21 protein-coding genes and 3 tRNA genes are annotated in these 20,067 nt (G+C 69.2%); 15 read left to right on the top strand and 9 right to left on the bottom strand.

Annotation, left to right across the window (positions count from 1 at the left end; genetic code table 11):
* Window positions 1–280 precede the first annotated feature (280 nt).
* Both ACSBPH_RS10785 and ACSBPH_RS10780 read left to right on the top strand, forming a co-directional pair.
* Complete coding sequence (locus tag ACSBPH_RS10785; RefSeq protein ID WP_442574337.1) at window positions 281–925, top strand: GntR family transcriptional regulator; 645 nt, start codon at window positions 281–283, stop codon at window positions 923–925.
* A gap of 38 nt (window positions 926–963) precedes the next feature.
* Complete coding sequence (locus tag ACSBPH_RS10780) at window positions 964–1,455, top strand: GNAT family N-acetyltransferase (protein ID WP_442574336.1); 492 nt, start codon at window positions 964–966, stop codon at window positions 1,453–1,455.
* Window positions 1,456–1,530: 75 nt separating this feature from the next.
* On the opposite strand, the gene ACSBPH_RS10775 is transcribed toward ACSBPH_RS10780, so the two are convergent.
* Window positions 1,531–1,614, bottom strand: a tRNA-Leu gene (locus tag ACSBPH_RS10775).
* A 154-nt stretch (window positions 1,615–1,768) separates the two neighbouring features.
* On the opposite strand from ACSBPH_RS10775, the gene ACSBPH_RS10770 reads away from it, so the two are divergent.
* The 7 genes from ACSBPH_RS10770 to pknB are packed head-to-tail and all read left to right on the top strand — an operon-like array spanning window position 1,769 to window position 10,664.
* Window positions 1,769–2,515: an FhaA domain-containing protein gene (locus tag ACSBPH_RS10770; RefSeq protein WP_442574335.1), complete on the top strand. Its 747-nt coding sequence runs from the start codon at window positions 1,769–1,771 to the stop codon at window positions 2,513–2,515.
* On the top strand, window positions 2,512–3,042 hold the full coding sequence (locus tag ACSBPH_RS10765; RefSeq protein ID WP_442574334.1) for an FHA domain-containing protein FhaB/FipA: 531 nt from the start codon (window positions 2,512–2,514) through the stop codon (window positions 3,040–3,042). The genes ACSBPH_RS10770 and ACSBPH_RS10765 overlap by 4 nt, the downstream gene beginning before the upstream one ends.
* An 18-nt stretch (window positions 3,043–3,060) precedes the next feature.
* The gene (locus ACSBPH_RS10760; RefSeq protein ID WP_442574333.1) at window positions 3,061–4,308 is read left to right on the top strand and encodes a PP2C family protein-serine/threonine phosphatase; all 1,248 of its coding nucleotides are present in this window, start codon (window positions 3,061–3,063) and stop codon (window positions 4,306–4,308) included.
* The gene (locus tag ACSBPH_RS10755; RefSeq protein ID WP_442574332.1) at window positions 4,305–5,714 is read left to right on the top strand and encodes an FtsW/RodA/SpoVE family cell cycle protein; all 1,410 of its coding nucleotides are present in this window, start codon (window positions 4,305–4,307) and stop codon (window positions 5,712–5,714) included. The genes ACSBPH_RS10760 and ACSBPH_RS10755 overlap by 4 nt, the downstream gene beginning before the upstream one ends.
* Window positions 5,711–7,171: a peptidoglycan D,D-transpeptidase FtsI family protein gene (locus ACSBPH_RS10750; protein ID WP_442574331.1), complete on the top strand. Its 1,461-nt coding sequence runs from the start codon at window positions 5,711–5,713 to the stop codon at window positions 7,169–7,171. The genes ACSBPH_RS10755 and ACSBPH_RS10750 overlap by 4 nt, the downstream gene beginning before the upstream one ends.
* Complete coding sequence (locus ACSBPH_RS10745; protein ID WP_442574330.1) at window positions 7,168–8,898, top strand: serine/threonine-protein kinase; 1,731 nt, start codon at window positions 7,168–7,170, stop codon at window positions 8,896–8,898. The genes ACSBPH_RS10750 and ACSBPH_RS10745 overlap by 4 nt, the downstream gene beginning before the upstream one ends.
* Before the next feature lie 59 nt (window positions 8,899–8,957).
* Window positions 8,958–10,664, top strand: a complete 1,707-nt coding sequence (gene pknB / locus ACSBPH_RS10740) for a Stk1 family PASTA domain-containing Ser/Thr kinase (RefSeq protein ID WP_442574329.1) — start codon at window positions 8,958–8,960, stop codon at window positions 10,662–10,664.
* Between the two features lie 36 nt (window positions 10,665–10,700).
* Here pknB and ACSBPH_RS10735 read toward each other — a convergent pair whose 3' ends face one another.
* From ACSBPH_RS10735 to ACSBPH_RS10725, 3 genes are read right to left on the bottom strand one after another with little or no spacing between them, the layout of a single operon-like run.
* Complete coding sequence (locus tag ACSBPH_RS10735) at window positions 10,701–11,342, bottom strand: glutamine amidotransferase-related protein (RefSeq protein WP_442574328.1); 642 nt, start codon at window positions 11,340–11,342, stop codon at window positions 10,701–10,703.
* Window positions 11,339–11,494 (bottom strand): hypothetical protein, encoded by a 156-nt coding sequence (locus tag ACSBPH_RS10730; protein ID WP_442574327.1) that lies wholly within the window; start codon window positions 11,492–11,494, stop codon window positions 11,339–11,341. Before ACSBPH_RS10730 ends, ACSBPH_RS10735 begins: the two co-directional genes overlap by 4 nt.
* Window positions 11,494–12,315, bottom strand: a complete 822-nt coding sequence (locus ACSBPH_RS10725; RefSeq protein WP_442574326.1) for a class E sortase — start codon at window positions 12,313–12,315, stop codon at window positions 11,494–11,496. Before ACSBPH_RS10725 ends, ACSBPH_RS10730 begins: the two co-directional genes overlap by 1 nt.
* A 53-nt stretch (window positions 12,316–12,368) precedes the next feature.
* Here ACSBPH_RS10725 and ACSBPH_RS10720 point away from each other — a divergent pair, with 53 nt between their 5' ends.
* Entirely contained in the window at window positions 12,369–12,605 is a 237-nt protein-coding gene (locus tag ACSBPH_RS10720; protein ID WP_165126389.1) for a cell division protein CrgA, read from the top strand.
* A 128-nt stretch (window positions 12,606–12,733) separates the two neighbouring features.
* Here the strand turns inward: ACSBPH_RS10720 and ACSBPH_RS10715 are convergent, their stop codons facing one another.
* A complete protein-coding gene (locus tag ACSBPH_RS10715; RefSeq protein WP_442574325.1) occupies window positions 12,734–13,660 on the bottom strand; it encodes a rhomboid family intramembrane serine protease in 927 nt (308 codons plus the stop codon).
* Between the two features lie 25 nt (window positions 13,661–13,685).
* On the bottom strand, window positions 13,686–14,243 hold the full coding sequence (locus ACSBPH_RS10710) for a peptidylprolyl isomerase (RefSeq protein WP_442574324.1): 558 nt from the start codon (window positions 14,241–14,243) through the stop codon (window positions 13,686–13,688).
* 96 nt (window positions 14,244–14,339) lie between these two features.
* Between ACSBPH_RS10710 and ACSBPH_RS10705 the strand changes: the two genes are divergently transcribed.
* Both ACSBPH_RS10705 and ACSBPH_RS10700 read left to right on the top strand, forming a co-directional pair.
* Window positions 14,340–14,915, top strand: a complete 576-nt coding sequence (locus tag ACSBPH_RS10705; RefSeq protein WP_442574323.1) for a DNA helicase — start codon at window positions 14,340–14,342, stop codon at window positions 14,913–14,915.
* A complete protein-coding gene (locus tag ACSBPH_RS10700) occupies window positions 14,916–15,389 on the top strand; it encodes an aminoacyl-tRNA deacylase (RefSeq protein WP_442574322.1) in 474 nt (157 codons plus the stop codon). It abuts the gene before it with no gap.
* A gap of 60 nt (window positions 15,390–15,449) precedes the next feature.
* Here ACSBPH_RS10700 and ACSBPH_RS10695 read toward each other — a convergent pair whose 3' ends face one another.
* Window positions 15,450–15,872 (bottom strand): NUDIX hydrolase, encoded by a 423-nt coding sequence (locus ACSBPH_RS10695; RefSeq protein ID WP_442574321.1) that lies wholly within the window; start codon window positions 15,870–15,872, stop codon window positions 15,450–15,452.
* A 114-nt stretch (window positions 15,873–15,986) separates the two neighbouring features.
* Between ACSBPH_RS10695 and ACSBPH_RS10690 the strand changes: the two genes are divergently transcribed.
* From ACSBPH_RS10690 to ACSBPH_RS10680, 3 genes are all read left to right on the top strand, one after another.
* Window positions 15,987–16,063: transfer RNA gene (locus tag ACSBPH_RS10690), tRNA-Ile, on the top strand.
* A gap of 11 nt (window positions 16,064–16,074) precedes the next feature.
* Window positions 16,075–16,147, top strand: a tRNA-Ala gene (locus ACSBPH_RS10685).
* Between the two features lie 105 nt (window positions 16,148–16,252).
* On the top strand, window positions 16,253–16,966 hold the full coding sequence (locus tag ACSBPH_RS10680) for a VIT1/CCC1 transporter family protein (protein ID WP_442574320.1): 714 nt from the start codon (window positions 16,253–16,255) through the stop codon (window positions 16,964–16,966).
* Between the two features lie 92 nt (window positions 16,967–17,058).
* Here ACSBPH_RS10680 and ACSBPH_RS10675 read toward each other — a convergent pair whose 3' ends face one another.
* Both ACSBPH_RS10675 and gyrA read right to left on the bottom strand, forming a co-directional pair.
* The gene (locus ACSBPH_RS10675) at window positions 17,059–17,463 is read right to left on the bottom strand and encodes a DUF3566 domain-containing protein (RefSeq protein ID WP_442574319.1); all 405 of its coding nucleotides are present in this window, start codon (window positions 17,461–17,463) and stop codon (window positions 17,059–17,061) included.
* A complete protein-coding gene (gene gyrA, locus ACSBPH_RS10670; protein ID WP_442574318.1) occupies window positions 17,460–20,024 on the bottom strand; it encodes a DNA gyrase subunit A in 2,565 nt (854 codons plus the stop codon). The genes ACSBPH_RS10675 and gyrA overlap by 4 nt, the downstream gene beginning before the upstream one ends.
* Window positions 20,025–20,067 lie beyond the last annotated feature (43 nt).

The raw sequence follows: 20,067 nt of genomic DNA, 5'->3' as shown, positions 1-20,067 counted from the left end.
CGTTCTCCGCTCATGTCGACAACCTGCATGCCGACAACGCCACGCTATCGAAGGGCGCCGACGCTCGCCCAGCCTCGTTTCGGAGCGTGACGGAAACGTTGCACGGCCAGGGATCGAACACCCGCACGGCCATCGAACGCCCGGGCCGAGCACGCGCTCCGAGGCCCGGGCGCCGACGGATCCCCCCGGATAGGCCACGCCGAAGCGTGACAGCGTCACTCTACCGATATACCGGTCGGGGATGAAGGAGACCGATGCCGCCGCATACACTGAGGGCGCCATGACCACCGTCCCGCTCATGCCCGTCGATCCGCGCGGCACCGTGCTCGGCGACGAGGTGTACAACGCGATCGGCGAGGCGATCCTCGACGGCCGCCTCGCCCCCGGCGAGCACCTTCGCGACCAGGAGCTCGCGCGGTGGCTGGGGGTGTCCCGCACTCCCGTGCGCGAGGCGCTGCAGCGACTCGAGCGCACGGGTCTCGTCGAAGTCTCGCCCAACCGGTTCACGCGGGTGACCCAGCCCGACCCCGGGCTCGTGGAGGAGACGCACGAGTTCGTCGTGCTGCTCCTCGGCAACATCGTGCGCCTGGCCGTCGCGCGCTGCTCCGACGAGACGCTCACGGCGGTCCTCGACGACATCGACGCCGTGATCGAGGCATCCCGCACCGACGACCGCATGGGACTCATCGACGGCAGCGCGCGCCTCTTCGCCACCTTGACCCACGCGGCCGGCAACCGCGCGTTCATGCGCGTCATGCGGGAGGCGGAACTGGCGATCCGGCGCAACCTCTCGGGGTGGCATCCGTTCATCGAGTGTCCGGTGCGGCGCACCGAGGGCTATGAGGCCTTCCGCGCAGCCGTCGCCATCCGCGACGGCGATGGCGCGGAGCGCGCGCTGCGCGGGCAGCACGGCCTCCTCTCGTAGTCCTTTGCGCCGTCGGCACTCGTCGGTACCGTGGGCGCGTGAGCCACATCGAGCTGCGTGCCCTCGACGACGACGACCTCGACGCGATCTTCGAGATGATGCGCGACCCCGAGGCGATCGCGATGGCGGCGTTCACGGCATCCGATCCCGACGACCGAGGCGCCTTCGACGCGTGGATGACACGCAATCGCGAGGCGGCGGATGTCGAGAGCTTCGTCGTGACCGAGCGCGGCGCCTTCGCCGGCACGGCGGCGCTGTTCACGATCGACGGCGATCGCGAGGTGACGTACTGGATCGCCCGTCACGCGTGGGGCCGCGGTGTGGCGACGCACGCGCTGCGCCTCCTCGTGGCGCACGAGCCCATCCGGCCCCTCTTCGCCCGCGTCGCCGCGCACAACATCGCCTCGATCGCGGTGCTCGAGCGCACCGGCTTCACGGAGGTCTCGCGCAACACGGCCTTCGCCCCCGGCGTCGGCCGGGAGGTCGAAGAGATCGTGTTCACGCTCGTCCCGGCCCTCGACGGGATCTGAGTCGCAGCGCTCCGCCCAGGCGAACAGCCCCTTACGCGAAGAAGGCCCCCGAACCGGGAGCCTTCTTCGTCGCTGTGCGCGAGGGGGGAGTTGAACCCCCACGCCCTTTCGGGCACTGGCACCTGAAGCCAGCGCGTCTGCCTATTCCGCCACTCGCGCGAACCGCAGCGTCGCAAGACACCGCGGATCAACTTCCCGAGGATATCACGGCCCCGTCGGCCGCCCGAATCCGCCCCTCAGGGCTCCCCGTCCACGGGTATCCCAGGGTCGGCGATTAGCATGTACCAACCGGCCAGACTGCCTGAGGAGTCGCGTGGGACTACTTGACAGCTTCGAGAAGGGACTCGAACGCGCTGTGAACAGCGCGTTCGCGAAGACCTTCCGCAGCGGCATCCAGCCTGTCGAGATCGCTTCCGCCCTGCGGAGCGAACTCGACAAGAAGGCTGCCGTGGTGAGCCGCGACCGCATCCTGGCGCCACACACCTTCGAGGTGCGCCTGGCTCCCTCCGACGACGAGCGCATGAAGACGCTCGGGCCCGCTCTCGGCGATGAGCTCGACTCGCTCGTCAAGAAGCACGCCAAGGCGCAGGGCTACAGCTTCGCCGGGCCCGTGACGATCACGCTCATCCGCGACGACCAGTTGTCGACCGGCACGCTGCGCGTCGAGTCGTCGTCGGCCGAGGGCCGCGTCTCGTGGCGCGGCGTCGTCGACGTCGAGGGCCGGCGCGTCCCCCTCGCCAAGTCGCGCACCGTGATCGGGCGCGGAAGCGACGCCGACATCACGATCTCCGACGCCGGCACGAGCCGTAAGCACGTCGAGATCCTGTGGGACGGCGAGCGCGCGATGGTCCGCGACCTGGGTTCGACCAACGGCACATCCCTCAACGGCCGCAAGGTCTCGGAGGCCGCGCTTCCGCCGGATTCCACCATCACGATCGGCCGTACCGATATCGTGTTCCGCATCGTGGCCCAAGCCGCGCCGCCCAAGCCCCCGAAGCCCCCCATGCCCGCCGACGTCACCCGTGCGTACGACGTGCGCGAAGGAGGACCCCTGCCGTGAGCGAGCTGACGCTCCTCCTGCTGCGCATCGGCTTCCTCGTGCTGCTGTGGGCATTCGTGTTCTCCGTCGTCTATTCGCTGCGCGCCGATCTCTTCGGCGTGAAGGTGCGACGGATGCCGGAGCCCCAGGCAGCGGCCGTCCCCCCGGTCGCGCAGGCCGCCGCCTCCGCGCCGACGGCCGCGGCGCCGTCGCTGCGCCCCGCGCCCCCCGCCAAGGGCGGCAAGGCGACGGCCGACGTCGTCTCGCGGATCGTCATCACGAGCGGCCCGAAGGCCGGTCTCGAGCTTCCTCTCGGCACCGAGCCCCTCACGATCGGGCGGTCCAGCGAGTCGGGACTCGTCATCCGCGACGACTACACCTCCAGCCACCACGCCCGCCTGCTGCTGTGGGGCGATCAGTGGATGATCCAGGACCTCGACTCCACCAACGGCACGTGGCACGACGGCGTCCGCGTGACGGCGCCCGTGCCGATCGTCGTGGGCGCCCCGATCAAGGTCGGCGCCACGACGTTCGAGCTGCGGAAGTAGCGAGCGGTCCTCCTCCACATGGTCTTCCAGGGCTCGAGCGCTGCGATCTCGCACACCGGCAAGGTGCGCTCCAACAACCAGGACTCCGGGTACGCCGGCTCGAACCTCTTCGCCGTTGCCGACGGCATGGGCGGTCATGCCGGCGGCGACGTCGCGTCGAGCCTCGCGATCGCCCGGCTGGAATCTCTAGACCATCCGTACGAGTCCACCTCCCAGGCCGAGCGCGCCCTTCGCCACGCGATAACGGATGCCGCGGCAGAGCTCATCGAGACGGTGCGACTGCGTCCAGAGCTCGCGGGCATGGGCACCACCGTCAGCGCCCTTGTCATGGTCGACCAGTACGCCGTCATCGCGCACATCGGCGACTCGCGGATCTACCTCTACCGCGACGACACGCTGACCCAGATCACGACCGACCACACGTTCGTCCAGCGGCTGGTCGACTCGGGCCGCATCACGCCCGAGGAAGCGCGCTACCACCCGCGGCGATCCGTCCTCATGCGCGTGCTCGGCGACATGGACGCCGACCCCGAGGTCGACACGTTCATCATGCCGACACAGCCGGGCGACCGCTGGCTGCTGTGCTCCGACGGCCTCTCGGGTGTCGTCGACGACCCGCACACGGCGAAGGCGCTGGGCCTCGGGCTCGCGCCGGGCCGCACGGCCGACCATCTCCTCAAGCAGGCGCTCGACGGCGGGGCGCCCGACAACGTCACGATCGTCCTCGTCGACGTCGGCGGCCAGCATCCCGTCTTCTCCGGCACCGCGACCATCGTCGGATCGGCGTCGAACCCCATCGGCATCGAGGTGCCGGCGGCCCGCTCCGGCCGCGGTGGCGGCGGATGGCTGCACCCCGCACGGACGGCGGCCAACGAGCCGACGCACTTCGAGCCCGCGCCGGAGTTCCTCGAGGAGCTCATCGAAGAAGACCGCCGCCGCGCCCGCCGCCGCCGCATCGGCTGGTTCGTGGGCGTCGCGCTGGCCCTCGCGCTCATCATCGCGGGCCTCGTCCTCGGCTACCAGTGGACGCAGACGCGGTACTTCGTGGGCGCCGACGAAGACACCGTCGTGATCTACCAGGGCATCCAGCAGGACATCGGCCCCTTCTCGCTCTCGACCCCCCACGAAGACACCGGCATCCCGCTGGATTCGCTGTCGGAGTTCGCCCGTGCGACGGTGGAGCAGACGATCTCGGCCTCCTCGCTCTCGGAGGCGCAGCGCATCGTCGCGAGTCTGGCCGACTCGGCAGGAGGTGAAACCGGATGACCGCAGAGAACTCGACCGCGAACACCGCGACGGGAGTCGTCTCGACCGACACCGCCGTCGTCCGAGCGCTCCGCCGAATCCGCGTCCCGCAGACGCAGCGCAACCGGGAGCTCGGGCTTCTGCTGTTCGCGTTCATCGTCAACGCGTCGGCGGTCGCGCTCGTCCAGCTCGGCGCGACGGGCGCCATCGATGCGCTCTTCCTCGTCTACTGCGGCGGGCTCACGGCGCTCGTCCTCGCGCTCCACATCGTGCTGAGGCTGCGGGCGAGGGATGCCGATCCCTTCGTCGTACCGATCGCCACTCTGCTGACGGGGCTCGGCCTCGCGATGATCTACCGCATCGACATCGCGAAGAAGCTGCACGGCTGGGATGCGCTGTCTGCACGTCAGCTCGCGTGGGCGGGCATCGCGCTGGTCGGCGCGATCGTCGTCGTCGTGCTGCTGCGCAACTACCGCGTGCTCTTCCGCTACACCTACATCGCGGGCTTCGCGGGCCTCCTGCTGCTCGTGCTGCCGATCATCCCCGGCCTCGGCGCCGACGCCAACGCCGACGTGTGGGTCGACCTCGGGATCTTCTCGTTCCAGCCCGGCGAGCTCGCCAAGATCGCCCTCGCGATCTTCTTCGCGGGCTACCTCGTGCGCACCCGCGAGTCGCTGACCTCCGTCGGCACGCGCTTCCTCGGCATCACCTGGCCGCGCGCCCGCGAGCTCGGCCCGCTCCTGGTGATCTGGCTCGTCTCGCTCGCCGTCATCGTCATGCAGCGCGACCTCGGCACCGGGCTTCTCATCTTCGGCATGTTCGTCGCGATGCTCTACGTCGCGACGGGCAAGACGAGCTGGGTCGTCATCGGCGTCGTCCTCGCCGTGGCCGGCGCGTTCCTGGCCTCGCGCGTGCTCCCGTATGTGCAGGGCCGCTTCACGAACTGGCTGGATGCCTTCAATCCGGCCGTCATCGATGCGGGCGGCGGCAGCTATCAGCTCGTGCAGGGCATCTTCGGCCTCGCCCAGGGCGGCCTCCTCGGCACGGGCCTCGGACAGGGACGCCCGTACATCACGCCCCTCTCGCAGAGCGACTACATCCTGCCGAGCCTCGGTGAGGAGCTCGGGCTCATCGGGGTCTTCGCGATCCTCTGCCTGTACATGGTGTTCACGAGCCGCGGCATCCGCATCGGCCTGGCGGGGCAGGACGACTTCGGAAAGCTCCTCGCGACCGGCCTGTCCTTCACGATCGCGCTGCAGGTGTTCATCATGGTGGGCGGCGTCACCCGCATCATCCCGCTCACGGGCCTCACGACGCCGTTCCTCACGGCGGGCGGCTCGTCGCTCATCGCCAACTGGATCATCGTCGCGCTCCTCCTGCGCATCTCCGACGGTGTGCGCAGCCGACCGAGGGTGGTGATCGGATGACGAAGGAACTGAGGCGGCTCAGCATCGTGATGCTGGTCATGTTCCTGGCGCTTTTCGCATCGACGAGCTGGATCCAGGTCGTGCAGGCCGAGACGCTCGCCGAGAACCCCCGCAACACGCGGGCGCTCTACGACTCGTACCAGGTGCAGCGGGGCTCGATCATCGCCAGCGGAGCGGCGATCGCGTCATCCGTCCCCTCCGACGATGTGTACAGCTGGCAGCGGGTGTACACCGACGCGCCGATGTGGAGTCAGGTCACGGGCTGGATCAACCCCGCCCTGGGCTCGGCCACCGGCATCGAGCTCGAGATGAACCAGGTGCTCAGCGGCACCGCCGGCTCGCAGTTCCTCGCGCGCGTCGAGCAGATCGTCACGGGTCAGCCGCAGCGCGGCTCGAACGTCGAGCTCTCGCTCGACGCGACGGTGCAGAAGGCGGCGTTCGACGCCCTCGGCGACCTGCAGGGCGCCGTCGTCGCGATCGAGCCGTCGACCGGCCGCATCCTGGCGATGGTCTCGAGCCCCACGTTCGACACGAACCAGCTCGCGACGCACGATGCCAAGGCCGCGAACGCCTACTACGACGCCCTCGACACCGATCCGAAGCATCCGCTGTTCAATCGCGCGATCGGCGGCGACCTCAATCCCCCCGGCTCGACGTTCAAGCTCGTCGTCGCCTCGGCGGCCCTCGCCTCGGGCGACTACACGCCCCAGTCGACGCTGCCCAACCCGGCGTCGTACACGCTCCCGCAGTCGAGCAGCATCGTGTACAACTCGACGGGCGGCACGTGCGGCCCCGGCGAGACGGTGACGATCGCCGATGCGCTGCGGTTCAGCTGCAACATCCCCTTCGCCGAGCTCGCGGTGGAGCTGGGCGACACGGCGATCCGCGACGAGGCCGAGAAGTACGGCTTCAACAAGTCCTTCGAGCTGCCGCTCGTCTCGACGCCGTCCGGCTACCCGCGCACGATCCAGGATGACGCCCAGACGGCGCTGAGCGGCTTCGGTCAGGGGCAGGTCACCGCGACCCCGCTGCAGATGGCGATGGTGTCGGCCGGCATCGCGAACGGAGGCGTCGTCATGAACCCGCGCATGGTCGACAGCGTCATCGCGCCCGACCTCTCGGTGCAGCAGACGTTCGAGGACTCGGAGTTCGGGCGGGCGCTCGACAAGAGCCTGGCGGCGCAGCTGAGCGCCATGATGGTCGCCGATGTCAGTGATGGCGCGGCGTCGGGTGCAAGAATGGACGGCGTCGATGTGGCCGGTAAGACGGGTACCGCGGAGAACGGGGCCACGAAGCCCTTCACACTGTGGTTCACGGGGTTCGCGCCGGCGGACGACCCGCAGGTCGCCGTGGCTGTCGTCGTCGAAGACGGCGGCGGGCAGGGTCAATCGGGCAGCGGCAACACGATCGCGGCGCCCATCGCGAAGAAGGTCATGGAGGCGGTGCTGGGACGATGAGACCGACGCAGGGTGCGACCTTCGGCGGGCGCTACGAGCTGGACTCGCGGATCGCCATCGGCGGTATGGGCGAGGTGTGGGAAGCCACCGACCACGTCATCGGCCGCACGGTGGCCATCAAGATCCTCAAAGACGAGTACATGGGCGACCCGGGCTTCCTGGAGCGCTTCCGCGCTGAGGCGCGGCACGCCGCCCTCGTCAACCACGAGGGCATCGCGAGCGTCTTCGACTACGGCGAGGAGAACGGCTCCGCCTTCCTCGTCATGGAGCTCGTGCCCGGCGAGGCGCTCTCCACGATCCTCGAGCGCGACGGTCAGCTCTCGACCGACAAGACGCTCGACATCGTCGCGCAGACGTCGGCGGCGCTCCAGGCCGCCCACGCGGCCGGACTCGTCCACCGCGACATCAAGCCCGGAAACCTCCTCATCACGCCCGACGGGCGCGTCAAGATCACCGACTTCGGCATCGCCCGGATCGCCGACCAGGTCCCCCTCACCGCGACCGGCCAGGTCATGGGCACGGTGCAGTACCTGTCGCCCGAGCAGGCGTCGGGTCACCCCGCCTCGCCCGCGACCGACATCTACTCGCTCGGCATCGTCGCGTACGAGAGCCTCGCGGGCAAGCGTCCCTTCACGGGCGAGTCGCAGGTCGCGATCGCCATGGCCCAGATCAACGAGCAGCCCCCGCCGCTGCCGCCCACGGTCGCCGTGCCGGTGCAGAACCTCGTCATGGCCATGATCGCCAAGAAGCCCGACGACCGGCCGGCCTCGGCATCCGCCGTCGCACGAGCCGCCACGGCGCTCCGCCGCGGCGATGTCGCGGCTGCGGCGGCCGCTGTTCCGGCGATCGCGGGAGGGACCGCCGTCGGCGACGACATGACGCAGCTCCTCACCGGCGCCGACACGTCCGCCGCGACGCGTCTGCTCCCGGGCGCGGCCGCGGCCGGGGTCGTCACATCGACGAGCAGCATGACGGCGGTCGAGGACGCGCCCGCCAAGCGCAAGCGCAGCCCGTGGACGTGGCCGCTCATCGCCCTCATCGCGCTGCTCCTGCTCGTGCTGGGCGGCACGCTCTGGGCGATCTTCGCCAACCAGGGCCCCGAGCCCGAGCCCGCTCCTTCCTCGCCGTCGGCGACGCAGTCCTCGCCCTCCTCGACGCCGACCGAGACGCAGGAGCTCATCGACATCGACGCGCTGGGCCTCACGGGCATGCAGTGCGACGCGGCCAGCGCCAAGGCGAAGGACGCCGGAGTCGACGCCGTCGACTGCATCGCCGGCAACGCCGCGTCCAACGCCGATCAGGTCGGCCAGGTCTACCAGATCTCGCCGAGCGGCCGCATCCCGGCATCCCAGCTGCTCACCCTCACCTTCTACGCCGACCAGACGCCGCTCGCGGCGCCGGCGGCTCCGTCGCTCCCGGGCACGGTGACGACGGGCGAGACGGTTCAGGTGACGTGGACGGGTTATTCCTGCCCCTCGGGAGCCGGATCGCCGAGCGCCTACAACCTCACGGCGACCCGCGGTCAGTTCGCGAACGGACAGTCCACGAGCTCGTTCCCCGCGGACGCGCGGTCGGCCCCGCTGACCGTCACGGGCGCGCCCGGCGAGACCGTCATCGTGACCTACACCGTCGACTGCACGGGCAACAACGAAAAGCGCACGTCGCCCGCCTCGCCGGAGGCCAACGCGCAGATCCAGCCCGCCTCGACGCCGACTCCGACGCCCTGACGTCGGAGGGTCGTCGGGTGGGTCGATTAGGCTGGATCTGATCCACCCAGGGAGTGACCGTGACAGCTGAGCCGCGCGTGCTTTCGGGGCGCTATCGCGTCGACGAACTCATCGGCCGCGGCGGCATGGCCAGCGTGTACCGAGGGTACGACCTGACGCTGGGTCGAGTCGTGGCCATCAAGATCCTCAAGCGCGACCTCGCGAACGACAACACGTTCCGCACGCGCTTCCGTCTGGAGGCCCAGGCGGCCTCGCGGATGTCGCACCCGACGATCGTCCGCGTGTACGACGCGGGCGAAGACAGCGAGACGAGTCCCGACGGCTCCGTCCACCCCGTGCCGTTCATCGTCATGGAGCTCGTGCAGGGTGAGCTCCTGAAAGACGTCATCGCGGCGGGGCCGGTTCCCGTGACGGATGCCGTCCGCTACGTCGACGGGATCCTCGAGGCTCTCGAGTACTCCCACCGGGCGGGTGTCGTGCACCGCGACATCAAGCCCGGCAACGTCATGGTCACCCCGACAGGCCAGACCAAGGTCATGGACTTCGGCATCGCGCGCGCTGTGTCGGACTCATCGTCGACCGTCGCCGAGACCACCCAGATCCTCGGCACCGCCGCGTACTTCTCGCCCGAGCAGGCCAAGGGCGAGCCTGTCGACGCGCGCGCCGACCTCTACTCGACGGGTGTCGTGCTGTACGAGCTGCTGTCGGGACGCCAGCCGTTCCGCGGCGAGTCGCCGGTCGCGGTCGCCTACCAGCACGTCAGCGAGACCCCCGTTCCGCCGTCCGAGATCAACGAGTCCGTCCCGCGCTCGCTCGACACCGTCGCGCTGCGCGCGCTCGCGAAAGATCCGTTCCAGCGCTATCAGGACGCGGCATCCTTCCGCGAAGCGCTCGACGCGACAGTCGACGGCAAGTCGCCGTCCAAGCGGCAGGTCGGCGCGCTCACGAGCGAGCTCTACGGCCCCAACCCCCGCCAGGCCGCCGAGACGGCGCGGTCGCTGCGCCAGCTCTCCACCGACACGACCATGAAGCGCACGCAGGCCGGTCCTCCGGTGGCGTGGATCTGGGCCGGCGTCGCGGTGCTCGCGGTGCTGCTCATCTCCGTGCTCTTCTGGGTCGTCACGATCCCGCGCGACAGCCAGGTTCCCGGCAACGCGCGCATCGTGCCCGACGTGACCGAGATGTCGTACGACCGCGCCAACCAGATCCTCGGGCAGTCCGACCTTCTCGCGTACCGGCAGGACGAGCCCAACGGCGAGGTCGCCGAAGGCAACGTCATCCGCACCGACCCCGCGGCCGGTGTCTCGGTCTCGCCGGGGCAGCAGGTCAAGGTGTACGTGTCCGCGGGTCAGCAGACGGCGGCCGTGCCGCCGCTGGAGGGCCTCGGCGAAGAGGCCGCCCGCACCGCCATCACCGACGCTCAGCTCGCGGTGGGCGCCGTCACGCCCCGCAACGACCCCGATCTCGCCAAGGGCACGGTCATCTCGTCCGATCCTGCGTCCGGGTCGAAGCAGCCGCTCGGCACCGTGGTGAACCTCGTCGTCGCCACGGGCCTCGTGACGATCGTCGACTACACCGGGTACACGGTCGATGCCGCCAAGGCCGCCCTCTCGGCGCCCTCGATCGCCCTGACGGTCGAGACCGCGGAAGACCCGGCGTGCCCCGCGACGGATCCGGCGACGGTCAGGCAGCAGTCACTCGCCCCCGGCGACGTCCCGGTCCACTCCACCATCACGCTGACCTTCTGCACCGGTCCGGCGAGTTAGCGCCGGCTCGACACGCGGCCGGGCGACGGGGCGGCGTCAGCGGCGCGGGCTGAGGATCGCGCCGCGGGCCGCGGCGTCCGGGATCCCCGTGGAAGCCAGCCAATTGCCCAGCAGCCGGTACCCGCCCTCGGTCAGCACGCTCTCGGGGTGGAACTGCACGCCCCGGATCGGGAGCGTGCGGTGGCGCACGCCCATGACCACCCCGCTGTCGGTGCGGCTCGTCACCTCGAGCTCGGCGGGGATCGTCTCGGGGACGATCGCGAGCGAGTGGTAGCGCGTCGCGACGAAGGGGTCGGGCAGCCCGTCGTAGAGGGGGTCGCCGCCGTGGTGGACGAGAGACGTGATCCCGTGCATGAGCTCGGGTGCGTGGTCGACCCGGGCGCCGAAGGCCGCGCCGATCGCCTGGTGGCCCAGGCATACGCCCAGGAGAGGGATGCCGCGGCCCGCCGCCGCGGCGACGACCGCGATCGACGCGCCGGCGTGCTCCGGGGTGCCCGGACCCGGGGAGACGAGCACGGCGTCGTAGGGGGCGATCGCCTCGGCGGCGGCGTCGGCCGCGATGGCGTCCGCCTCGACGAGGTCGGTGCGCGCGCCCAGCTCGTGCAGATACCCCACGAGGGTGTGCACGAAGCTGTCGTGGTTGTCGACGACGAGGATGCCGCGGCCGCCGGGCGTCACTGGACGGTCACCTCTTGGGGATTGACGATCTCGCTGATCCACGGGAACGCGTAGAAGAACAGGCCGTAGAGGACGGCCGCCGCGAGGATCACGAGGATGAGCACCCGCACCCACCACGGGCCGGGAAGGATTCGCCAGAGGGCGGCGTACATCAGGCGGTTCCGTTCAGGGAGGAGGGCGCCCCGGCGGAGCGCGGCGTGAACGAGTCGAAGATGCTGTACGCGACGATGCGTTCGGCGAGCGAGTACATCGGGCTGCAGCTGGTCATCGTGAGGTAGCGGCCGTTGGCCGCGACATCCGTCGCCTGGGGCACCGGCAGCAGCACGTCGACGGCGCTCGGCTTGACGTATTCGAGTGTGCGGAAGCGGTAGGTGTACCAGCCGTCGGGCGTCTCGATCACGATCGCGTCGCCGACGTGCAGATCGGCGATGCGGTTGAAGGGCTTCCCCCAGGTCGTGCGGTGCGCGGCGAGGGCGAAGTTACCCATCTCGCCGGGCATCTGCGTGCCGGGGTAATGACCGATGCCGATCGGGTCGAGCGTGCGCGGGCGCGTGATGCCGCCGGCGATGTTGACCTGATAGTCCGGACCGAACCGCGGGATGTGCATGATGCCGAAGATCTCGGCATCGGCGGGCTCAGGGAGGATCACCGGGTCGGCCGTCGTGTCGGCGGGTGCGGGGGCCGGGGTCATCGGGGGCGATGCGGCGGCCTGCTCCTCGTATTGCTGCTGCCACTGCTCGCTCTGCTCCTGCGCCTGCGCGCTGCGCTCGGCACCGTAGATCACGTCGCCGATCCACAGCTGCCATCCGACGTACAGCAGCATCACGACGCCGGCTGTGAGGAGGAGCTCGCCCAGCACGCCGATGACGGATGCGCGCCGGCGGGGCTTCGTCGCGCGGGCAGAGCGGCGCTTCGGAGCCCCCGACTCGGGCGCGTCCGGTCCCGCCCCCTCCGGGGTCGCCGCGTCGTCCACAGTCGGATTCTAGGTCAGCGGGATCAGCGCGACCCTGGCAGTAGGATGGACGAATGGCACGTTCTGGCAAAGACGAAGAGCTCGTCGAGCGCAGCGAGGGCGAAGCGGCCCCCAACCCCGTGTGGTTCAAGCCCGTGATGATCGGGCTGATGCTCATCGGGCTCGTCTGGGTGCTCGTCTTCTACCTCAGCGGCATGCTCTTCCCGATTCCCGGCATCGGCGCATGGAACCTCGTGATCGGTTTCGGCATCGCCTTCGTCGGCTTCCTCATGACCACACGCTGGCGCTGACGCCGGCACCGACCTGAAAGGGCCGAGACACGCACGTCGTGTCTCGGCCCTTTCTGCATCCGGCGAATGTCAGGAATTACACCGGTGTGATTCATCCCCACTTGTGGATGAACCTGTGGATAACTTCGTCATCGGTACAGCAGCACGGGAATCACGAGCAGCGCGAGGAGCGCGACGCCCGTCCCGACGAGGAGCCAGATCTGCGCCGTGCGCCTCGCCGCCGTCCGTGTGCGGGCGTAGATGAATCCCACCAGGGCACCGACGAGGAATCCGCCGAGGTGCGCCTGCCACGAGATCTGGATCGATGCGAGCGCGTCGCTGAACGAGCCGCGCCCGATGCTGCCGGCGAGGGCGAAGACGAAGGGCAGCGCGAAGTTGATCGCGATGATGATCGCGATCGAGGTGATGTTCGCCCCGATGTGCCTGCCGATCACGAGGAGCGCGCCGAAGAGGCCGAAGATCGCCCCCGATGCCCCGACGACCCACACTCCGGGCGCGAGCAGCGCGACGGCGACCGAGCCGCCGAGGCCGCTCAGGAAGTAGAGCACGAGGAATCGGCCGTGCCCGAGGAGTGGCTCGAGACTTCGCCCGATCATCCACAGCGCGAGCATGTTCAGCGCGATGTGCCAGAAGCTCCCGTGCACGAACAGGACGGTCACGAGGCGCCACGGCTGGAAGGCCGCTTCGCTGCCGGGGATGACGAACAGGCTGTTGAAGGCGAGCCATCCCTCGACGAAGCGGCCCGGGATCAGCAGCTGAAGGAGATACACGATCGCCGTCGCCAGGATGATGCCGTACGTCGCGTACGGGCGCGCATCCGACAGCGTCAGCGCCCGCATGGGGCGGGAGGCCCGGCGCTCGGCCTTCTTCTGCACCTCGGTGCGGGCCTTCTGCTGATCGCGCATGCATTCCGGGCAGATGACCCCGACCGCCGCCTGCGTCTGGCACTCGGGGCAGATCGTGCGCAGGCACCGCTGACAGAGCACGAAGCTCACGCGGTCGGGATGCCGGTAGCAGAAGTTGTCGCTGTTGCGAGCGAAGGCGTCCGTGGTCACGGGCGAGCGTCGTCCTGCGCGGCGGTCAGGCCGCGACGACGTCGATGGACTGAAGGACGACCGGTTCGATCGGGCGGTCGCCCGCGGCGGTGGGGACGGCGCTGATCTTGTCGACGACCTGGCGGGACGCGTCATCCGCCACCTCACCGAAGATCGTGTGCTTGCCCTGAAGCCACGGGGTGGGGTCGGTCGTGATGAAGAACTGAGAGCCGTTGGTGCCCTCCGGCTGGCCGGTGATGGCGTTGCGGCGCAGGCCGGCGTTCGCCATCGCCAGGATGTAGGGCTTCTGGAAGTCGAGCTCGGGGTGGATCTCGTCGTTGAACGTGTAGCCGGGGCCGCCGGTGCCCTGACCGAGCGGGTCGCCGCCCTGGATCATGAAGCCGGGGATGATGCGGTGGAAGACGACGTCCTTGTAGAGCGGGCCCTCACCGGGCTTGCCCGTTGCAGGGTTCTTCCACTCGCCGGTGCCGTCGGCGAGGCCGACGAAGTTCTGGACCGTACGAGGAGCGTGGTCTCCGAAGAGATTGACGACGATGTCGCCGTGATTGGTGTGCAGGGTCGCGACCGCGGTAGGCGTGGGCATGCCTAACATTCTCTCAGAGTTCTGCGCAACCCCTCCCGGGTCAGGTCCCGTCTGGCAAGATGGGGGAACCACGTCCCCGATGACAGGGAGGGCCCAGTGAGCCTCAGCCGTAAGCGCAAGAAGGAACTCCGCAAGCTCCAAGACCAGGCGAACCGACTGTGGGATTCGCAGCAGGTCCTCGTGGGTGAAGCCGCGTCCGTCGCCCGAGAGGCGCGTCGGCAGCTCGGCAACTACCGCCGTGAGCAGCTCGTGCCGCAGGCGAAGGACACGTACGGCAAGTACGCCGCGCCGTACGTCGACAAGGGCCTCGACGTCTCGCGTCACGTGCTCAACGACCGGGTCGTGCCGGCCGCGGGCGCCGTCGTCGGATCGGCCCTGTCGATCTGGGATGCGGCGAACGAGCAGCGCGACCGGCTGTCGTCCGGCCATGGCCTCGACTTCTCGGGCTACGGCAAGAAGCTCGACAAGTACGGTGCCGCCGTGACGAAGAAGCTCTCGAAGCAGGCCGCCAAGATCGAGCCCCCCAAGAAGGGGATCGGCGCCGGCGGCGTCATCGCGATCATCTTCGGTGTGGCCGCCGCCCTCGGCGTCGCCTACGCCGCGTGGCAGACGCTGCGTGCCGACGACGAGCTGTGGGTCGCCGACGACCCGTTGCGGGCGCCCGACGCCTGAATGACAGACCCCACCGACCGCGTACGGCACGCGGCGGCCGAGCGCGGCCTCGAGATCGAGCTCCGCGAACGCCCGGCCGCCAAGAGCCTTCCCGAGGCCGCTGAGCTTCTGGGCATCCCTCCATCGGGGATCGTCAAGACGCTCGTCGTGAAGCGAAGCGACGACACGTTCCTGTTCGCCCTCGTACCGGGCGACCGGGCGATCTCGTGGCCGAAGCTGCGGGCGGTCGTGGGCGTCAACAAGCTGCAGCTTCCCGATCCTGAACGCGCTCTCGCCGCCACCGGCTATGAGCGCGGCACGATCGTGCCCGTCGGCAGCACGACCGACTGGCCCGTGTTCGCAGATGAGCGGATCGTCGGCGAACGCATCGCGATGGGTGCCGGCGCCCACGGGTACAGCATGTTCGTGCAGGCCGACGATCTCATCGTCGCCTACGACGCGACGGTCGCCGACATCTCGCAGTCGATCGACTGACCCGCGGCATCCGTCGCCGCGGTCATCGCACTTTCGCCGAGCCGCCCTGGTCCCGGCTCGTCAGGCGTGCCCCGCCATGCCGATGGCGATGTCGACCAGCTTGACCCGCTGCAGGCCCTCCACCGCCGAGAGCGGGAACCACTCCGCGCGGTCCGTCGATCCGTCGACCTCGTTGCGCAGCCGGCCGCCGGTGATCCGGGCGCGGTAGACGATCCGGAGCGCATGGAGCGGCACGGCCGCGTCGGTGATGCGCCGCGAGGCCGGGATGACACGGGAATGGATGCCGAGCAGCTCCTGGATCTCGACCTTGTAGCCGGTCTCTTCCCGCACTTCGCGCCGGGCGGCGCGCTGGGGGTCTTCTCCCGGTTCGAGCCCACCCCCGGGCAGCGTCCAGGCCGCACGGCGGCCCTCGTTCCAGTGCGCGAGCAGGATGCGATCTTCCTCGTCGACGACCACGGCGTAGGCGGCGACCCGGATGTCCATGCTTCACCCTAAGCGGCGCAGACACGGCTTCCGCCGCTCGTGCCCTCGATTCGAGAAAACGGCGCCGTTCGGGTAAAGTCTTGCAGGTTGACGGCGCACGACGCCGGCACGTTCGGGGCTATAGCTCAGGCGGTTAGAGCGCTTCACTGATAATGAAGAGGTCCCAGGTTCAAGTCCTGGTAGCCCCACCACACACAGCCCCGGGGCCTTAGCTCAGTTGGTAGAGCGCCTGCTTTGCAAGCAGGATGTCAGGAGTTCGAATCTCCTAGGCTCCACGGTAGTTTCGAGTCGCGACAGATGCCTGGTCCGAATCGCGACATGCGACCCTTCCAGAGCCCGGCCTTCGGTCGGGCTCTTTCGGTTGGTGGTTGACTGAGCGTGTGACCGATTCGACCCACCCCGGAGAAGCCCACGTCAACGGCATCGGGCAGCGTCTCAACTGGCTCCGCGCCGGCGTCCTCGGCGCGAACGACGGCATCGTCTCGGTGGCCTCGCTCGTGGTCGGCGTCGCGGGAGCCACGACCGATACGCCGGCGCTTCTCCTCGCCGGCATCGCGGGCCTCGTCGGCGGCGCGATCTCGATGGCCCTCGGCGAGTACGTCTCAGTCAGCAGCCAGCGCGACTCCGAGCGGGCGCTCATCGCGAAGGAGACCCGCGAGCTCGCCGAGATGCCCGACGAGGAGCTCGACGAGCTGACGCAGCTCTATCGCGACCGCGGGCTGACCGACGCCACGGCGCGCCAGGTCGCGGTGGAGCTGACGGCGCACGACGCCCTCGCCGCCCACCTCGAGGTCGAGCTGCACATCGATCAGGACGACCTGGTCAATCCCTGGCACGCGGCGATCTCGTCGGCCGTCGCCTTCACGCTCGGCGCGCTTCTCCCGCTCCTCGCGATCCTGCTCCCCCCGCCCGCGTGGCGCGTGCCGGTGACCTTCGTCGCGGTGCTCGTGGCCCTCGCGATCACCGGGAGCGTCTCGGCCCGGCTCGGCGGTTCGCACCGGGGCCGCGCGGTGCTCCGCCTCGTCGTCGGCGGCGCGCTCGCGCTGGCCGTGACGTGGGCCATCGGCTCGCTCCTCGGCACGACGATCGCATAGCGTTCGCCCGGCGCGCGTCGGGACTCAGCAGGAATGACGAATGCCTCGACCGGCCGCCGAAGGCGGGGTCGAGGCATCCGTCATCTGTGTCGTCAGTTGCTGGTGAAGCCCACGAGCAGCCCGCCCGTGATCTTGACCGCGAGGTTGTAGATCCCCGCGATGACGGCGCCGAGCACCGTCACGACGATGAGGTTGAGGATCGCGACGATCGCGCCGACGGCCATCACCTGCGGAAGGCCGATGAAGTCGGTGAGCGAGACGCCGCCGTCCGAGAAGCTCTGGAAGAACTCATCGACGCGGGCGATGAGGCCCGTCGTCTGCACGACCATGTAGATCAGGAAGAACGACACGATCGTGACGATCGCGATCGCGACCGCCGCCAGGAACGACAGCTTCACCGCCGACCAGAAGTCGACGTATACCAGACGCAGGCGCACCTGCTTGGCGCTCGTCTTGTGGCTGGATTTCTTCGCGAGCTTGTCGGCTACCGTGCTCATGCGTCAACACTCTCTTCGGGGGTCTCGGGAGAAGTCTCGGATTCGGCGGACTCCTGGTCAGCGCCGGCCTCTGCTTCTTCAGCCAGGCCCCGCTCCCCGTTGCGGGCGATCGCGATGATGCGATCGTCTCCGTCGGGGCGGGCGAATACGACACCCATGGTGTCGCGGCCCTTGGCGGGCACCTCGGCCACGGCAGAGCGTACCACCTTGCCGCTGGCAAGAACCACCAAGACCTCGTCGTCCTCCGAGACGATGAGAGCGCCGGCGAGGTCGCCCCGATCCTCGCTGAGCTTGGCCACCTTGATGCCGAGGCCGCCGCGACTCTGACCGCGGTACTGGTCGACGTCGGTGCGCTTGGCGTAGCCGCCCTCGGTCACGACGAAGACGAAGCCGTCGTGATCGGCGACGGATGCCGCGAGCAAGCTGTCGTGGCCACGGAAGGACATGCCCTTCACACCCTCGGTCGACCGGCCCATCGGGCGAAGCGCCTCGTCGGTCGCCGTGAAGCGGAGCGACATTCCGTGACGCGACACGAGGAGCAGGTCGTCGCCTTCGTCGACGAGCAGCGCGCTGACGACCTCGTCGTCTTCGCGGAGCTTGATCGCGATGACGCCGCCCTGACGGTTCGTGTCGTACTCCGTCAGACGCGTCTTCTTGACGAGGCCGCTCCGGGTCGCGAGCACGAGATAGGTCGCCACCTGGTAGTCGCGGATGTCGAGGATCTGCGCGATCTCCTCACCGGGCTGCAGAGCCAGGAGGTTCGCGACGTGCTGACCCTTGGCATCCCGGCCCGCCTCGGGCACGCGGTATGTCTTCTCGCGGTAGACGCGGCCCTTCGTCGTGAAGAAGAGCAGCCAGTGGTGCGTCGTGGTCACGAAGAAGTGCTCGACGACGTCGTCGGCGCGCAGCTGCGCGCCCTTGACGCCCTTGCCGCCGCGGTGCTGCGAGCGGTAGTTGTCGCTGCGCGTGCGCTTGATGTAGCCGTCGCGCGTGACGCTGACGACCATCTCCTCCTCGGGGATGAGGTCTTCGTCGGTCATGTCGCCGTCGAAGCCGAACTCGATCGAGGTGCGGCGGTCGTCGCCGAACTTCTCGACGATGGCGGTGAGCTCCTCGCGGATGATGAGGCGCTGACGCTCGGGACGGGCGAGGATGTCGCGGAAGTCCGTGATCTGCGCCTCGAGGTCGGTCGCCTCGTCGATGATCTTCTGTCGTTCGAGGGCGGCCAGGCGGCGCAGCTGCATCGACAGGATCGCGTCGGCCTGGATGTCGTCGATCTCGAGGAGGCTCTTGAGCCCTTCCCGCGCGTCGTCGACGGTCGGGGAGCGACGGATCAGCGCGATGACCTCGTCGAGCGCGTCGAGCGCCTTCAGGTAGCCGCGCAGGATGTGCATGCGCTCTTCCGCCTTGCGGAGGCGGTACTGCGTGCGGCGCACGATGACGTCGACCTGGTGGTCGACCCAGTGCGCGATGAACCCGTCGAGCGACAGCGTGCGCGGCACGCCGTCGACGATCGCGAGCATGTTCGCGCCGAAGTTCTCCTGCAGCTGCGTGTGCTTGTACAGGTTGTTGAGCACGACCTTGGCCACCGCGTCGCGCTTGAGCACGATGACGAGGCGCTGACCCGTGCGGCCGGACGTCTCGTCGCGGATGTCGGCGATGCCCTGGATCCGGCCTTCGCGGGCGAGGTCGGCGATCTTCAGCGCGAGGTTGTCGGGGTTGACCTGGTAGGGCAGCTCGGTGATGACCAGGCATGTGCGTCCCTGGATCTCGGCGATCTCGACGACGGCGCGCATCGTGATCGAGCCGCGGCCGGTGCGATACGCCTCGTGGACGCCGCGGGTGCCCAGGATCTGCGCACCGGTCGGGAAGTCCGGCCCCTTGATGCGCTGCATGAGTGCTTCGAGCAGCTCTTCGCGCGAGGCATCCGGGTGCTCGAGGGCCCACAGCGCACCCTCGGCGACCTCGCGGAGGTTGTGCGGCGGGATGTTGGTCGCCATGCCGACCGCGATGCCGACCGATCCGTTGACGAGGAGGTTGGGGAAACGCGCCGGCAGGACGACGGGCTCATGCGTCTGACCGTCGTAGTTGTCCTGGAAGTCGACGGTCTCCTCTTCGATGTCGCGCACCATCTCGAGCGCGAGCGGAGCCATCTTGGTCTCGGTGTATCGCGGGGCTGCGGCGCCCATGTTGCCGGGCGAGCCGAAGTTGCCCTGACCGAGGGCGAGCGGATAGCGCAGCGCCCACGGCTGCACGAGGCGCACGAGGGTGTCGTAGATCGGGGCGTCGCCGTGGGGGTGGTACTGACCCATGACCTCGCCGACGACGCGCGCGCACTTCGAGAACGACTTGTCGGGGCGGTAGCCGCCGTCGTACATCGCGTAGATGACGCGGCGGTGCACGGGCTTGAGCCCGTCACGGACGTCCGGAAGCGCTCGCCCGACGATGACTGCCATCGCGTAGTCGAGATAGCTCCGCTGCATCTCGCCCTGCAGGTCGACCTGCTCGATGTGGCCGTGATTGTGAGCGGATGCCTCGGTGGTGGTGCTGTCGTCAGCCATGCGTTTCTCTTCCGTTGTTCCGTTCCGTCATGCTCTGCCCTCT

Source organism: Microbacterium sp. F51-2R, assembly GCF_052180235.1.
In the GTDB taxonomy this organism is placed as follows: Bacteria; Actinomycetota; Actinomycetes; order Actinomycetales; family Microbacteriaceae; genus Microbacterium.
Note: the sequence above shows the minus strand (reverse complement) of the source record. Positions and strands in the feature narration are given on the sequence as shown.

Coding starts and splice junctions, on each gene's coding strand:
- ACSBPH_RS10730 (WP_442574327.1), bottom strand. CDS start 11,494: ATGTACGCCGCCCTCTGGCGAATCCTTCCCGGCCCGTGGTGGGTGCGG.
- ACSBPH_RS10695 (WP_442574321.1), bottom strand. CDS start 15,872: ATGGACATCCGGGTCGCCGCCTACGCCGTGGTCGTCGACGAGGAAGAT.
- ACSBPH_RS10760 (WP_442574333.1), top strand. CDS start 3,061: ATGGTCTTCCAGGGCTCGAGCGCTGCGATCTCGCACACCGGCAAGGTG.
- ACSBPH_RS10700 (WP_442574322.1), top strand. CDS start 14,916: ATGACAGACCCCACCGACCGCGTACGGCACGCGGCGGCCGAGCGCGGC.
- ACSBPH_RS10745 (WP_442574330.1), top strand. CDS start 7,168: ATGAGACCGACGCAGGGTGCGACCTTCGGCGGGCGCTACGAGCTGGAC.
- gyrA (WP_442574318.1), bottom strand. CDS start 20,024: ATGGCTGACGACAGCACCACCACCGAGGCATCCGCTCACAATCACGGC.
- ACSBPH_RS10675 (WP_442574319.1), bottom strand. CDS start 17,463: ATGAGCACGGTAGCCGACAAGCTCGCGAAGAAATCCAGCCACAAGACG.
- ACSBPH_RS10750 (WP_442574331.1), top strand. CDS start 5,711: ATGACGAAGGAACTGAGGCGGCTCAGCATCGTGATGCTGGTCATGTTC.
- ACSBPH_RS10785 (WP_442574337.1), top strand. CDS start 281: ATGACCACCGTCCCGCTCATGCCCGTCGATCCGCGCGGCACCGTGCTC.
- ACSBPH_RS10755 (WP_442574332.1), top strand. CDS start 4,305: ATGACCGCAGAGAACTCGACCGCGAACACCGCGACGGGAGTCGTCTCG.
- ACSBPH_RS10710 (WP_442574324.1), bottom strand. CDS start 14,243: ATGCCCACGCCTACCGCGGTCGCGACCCTGCACACCAATCACGGCGAC.
- ACSBPH_RS10720 (WP_165126389.1), top strand. CDS start 12,369: ATGGCACGTTCTGGCAAAGACGAAGAGCTCGTCGAGCGCAGCGAGGGC.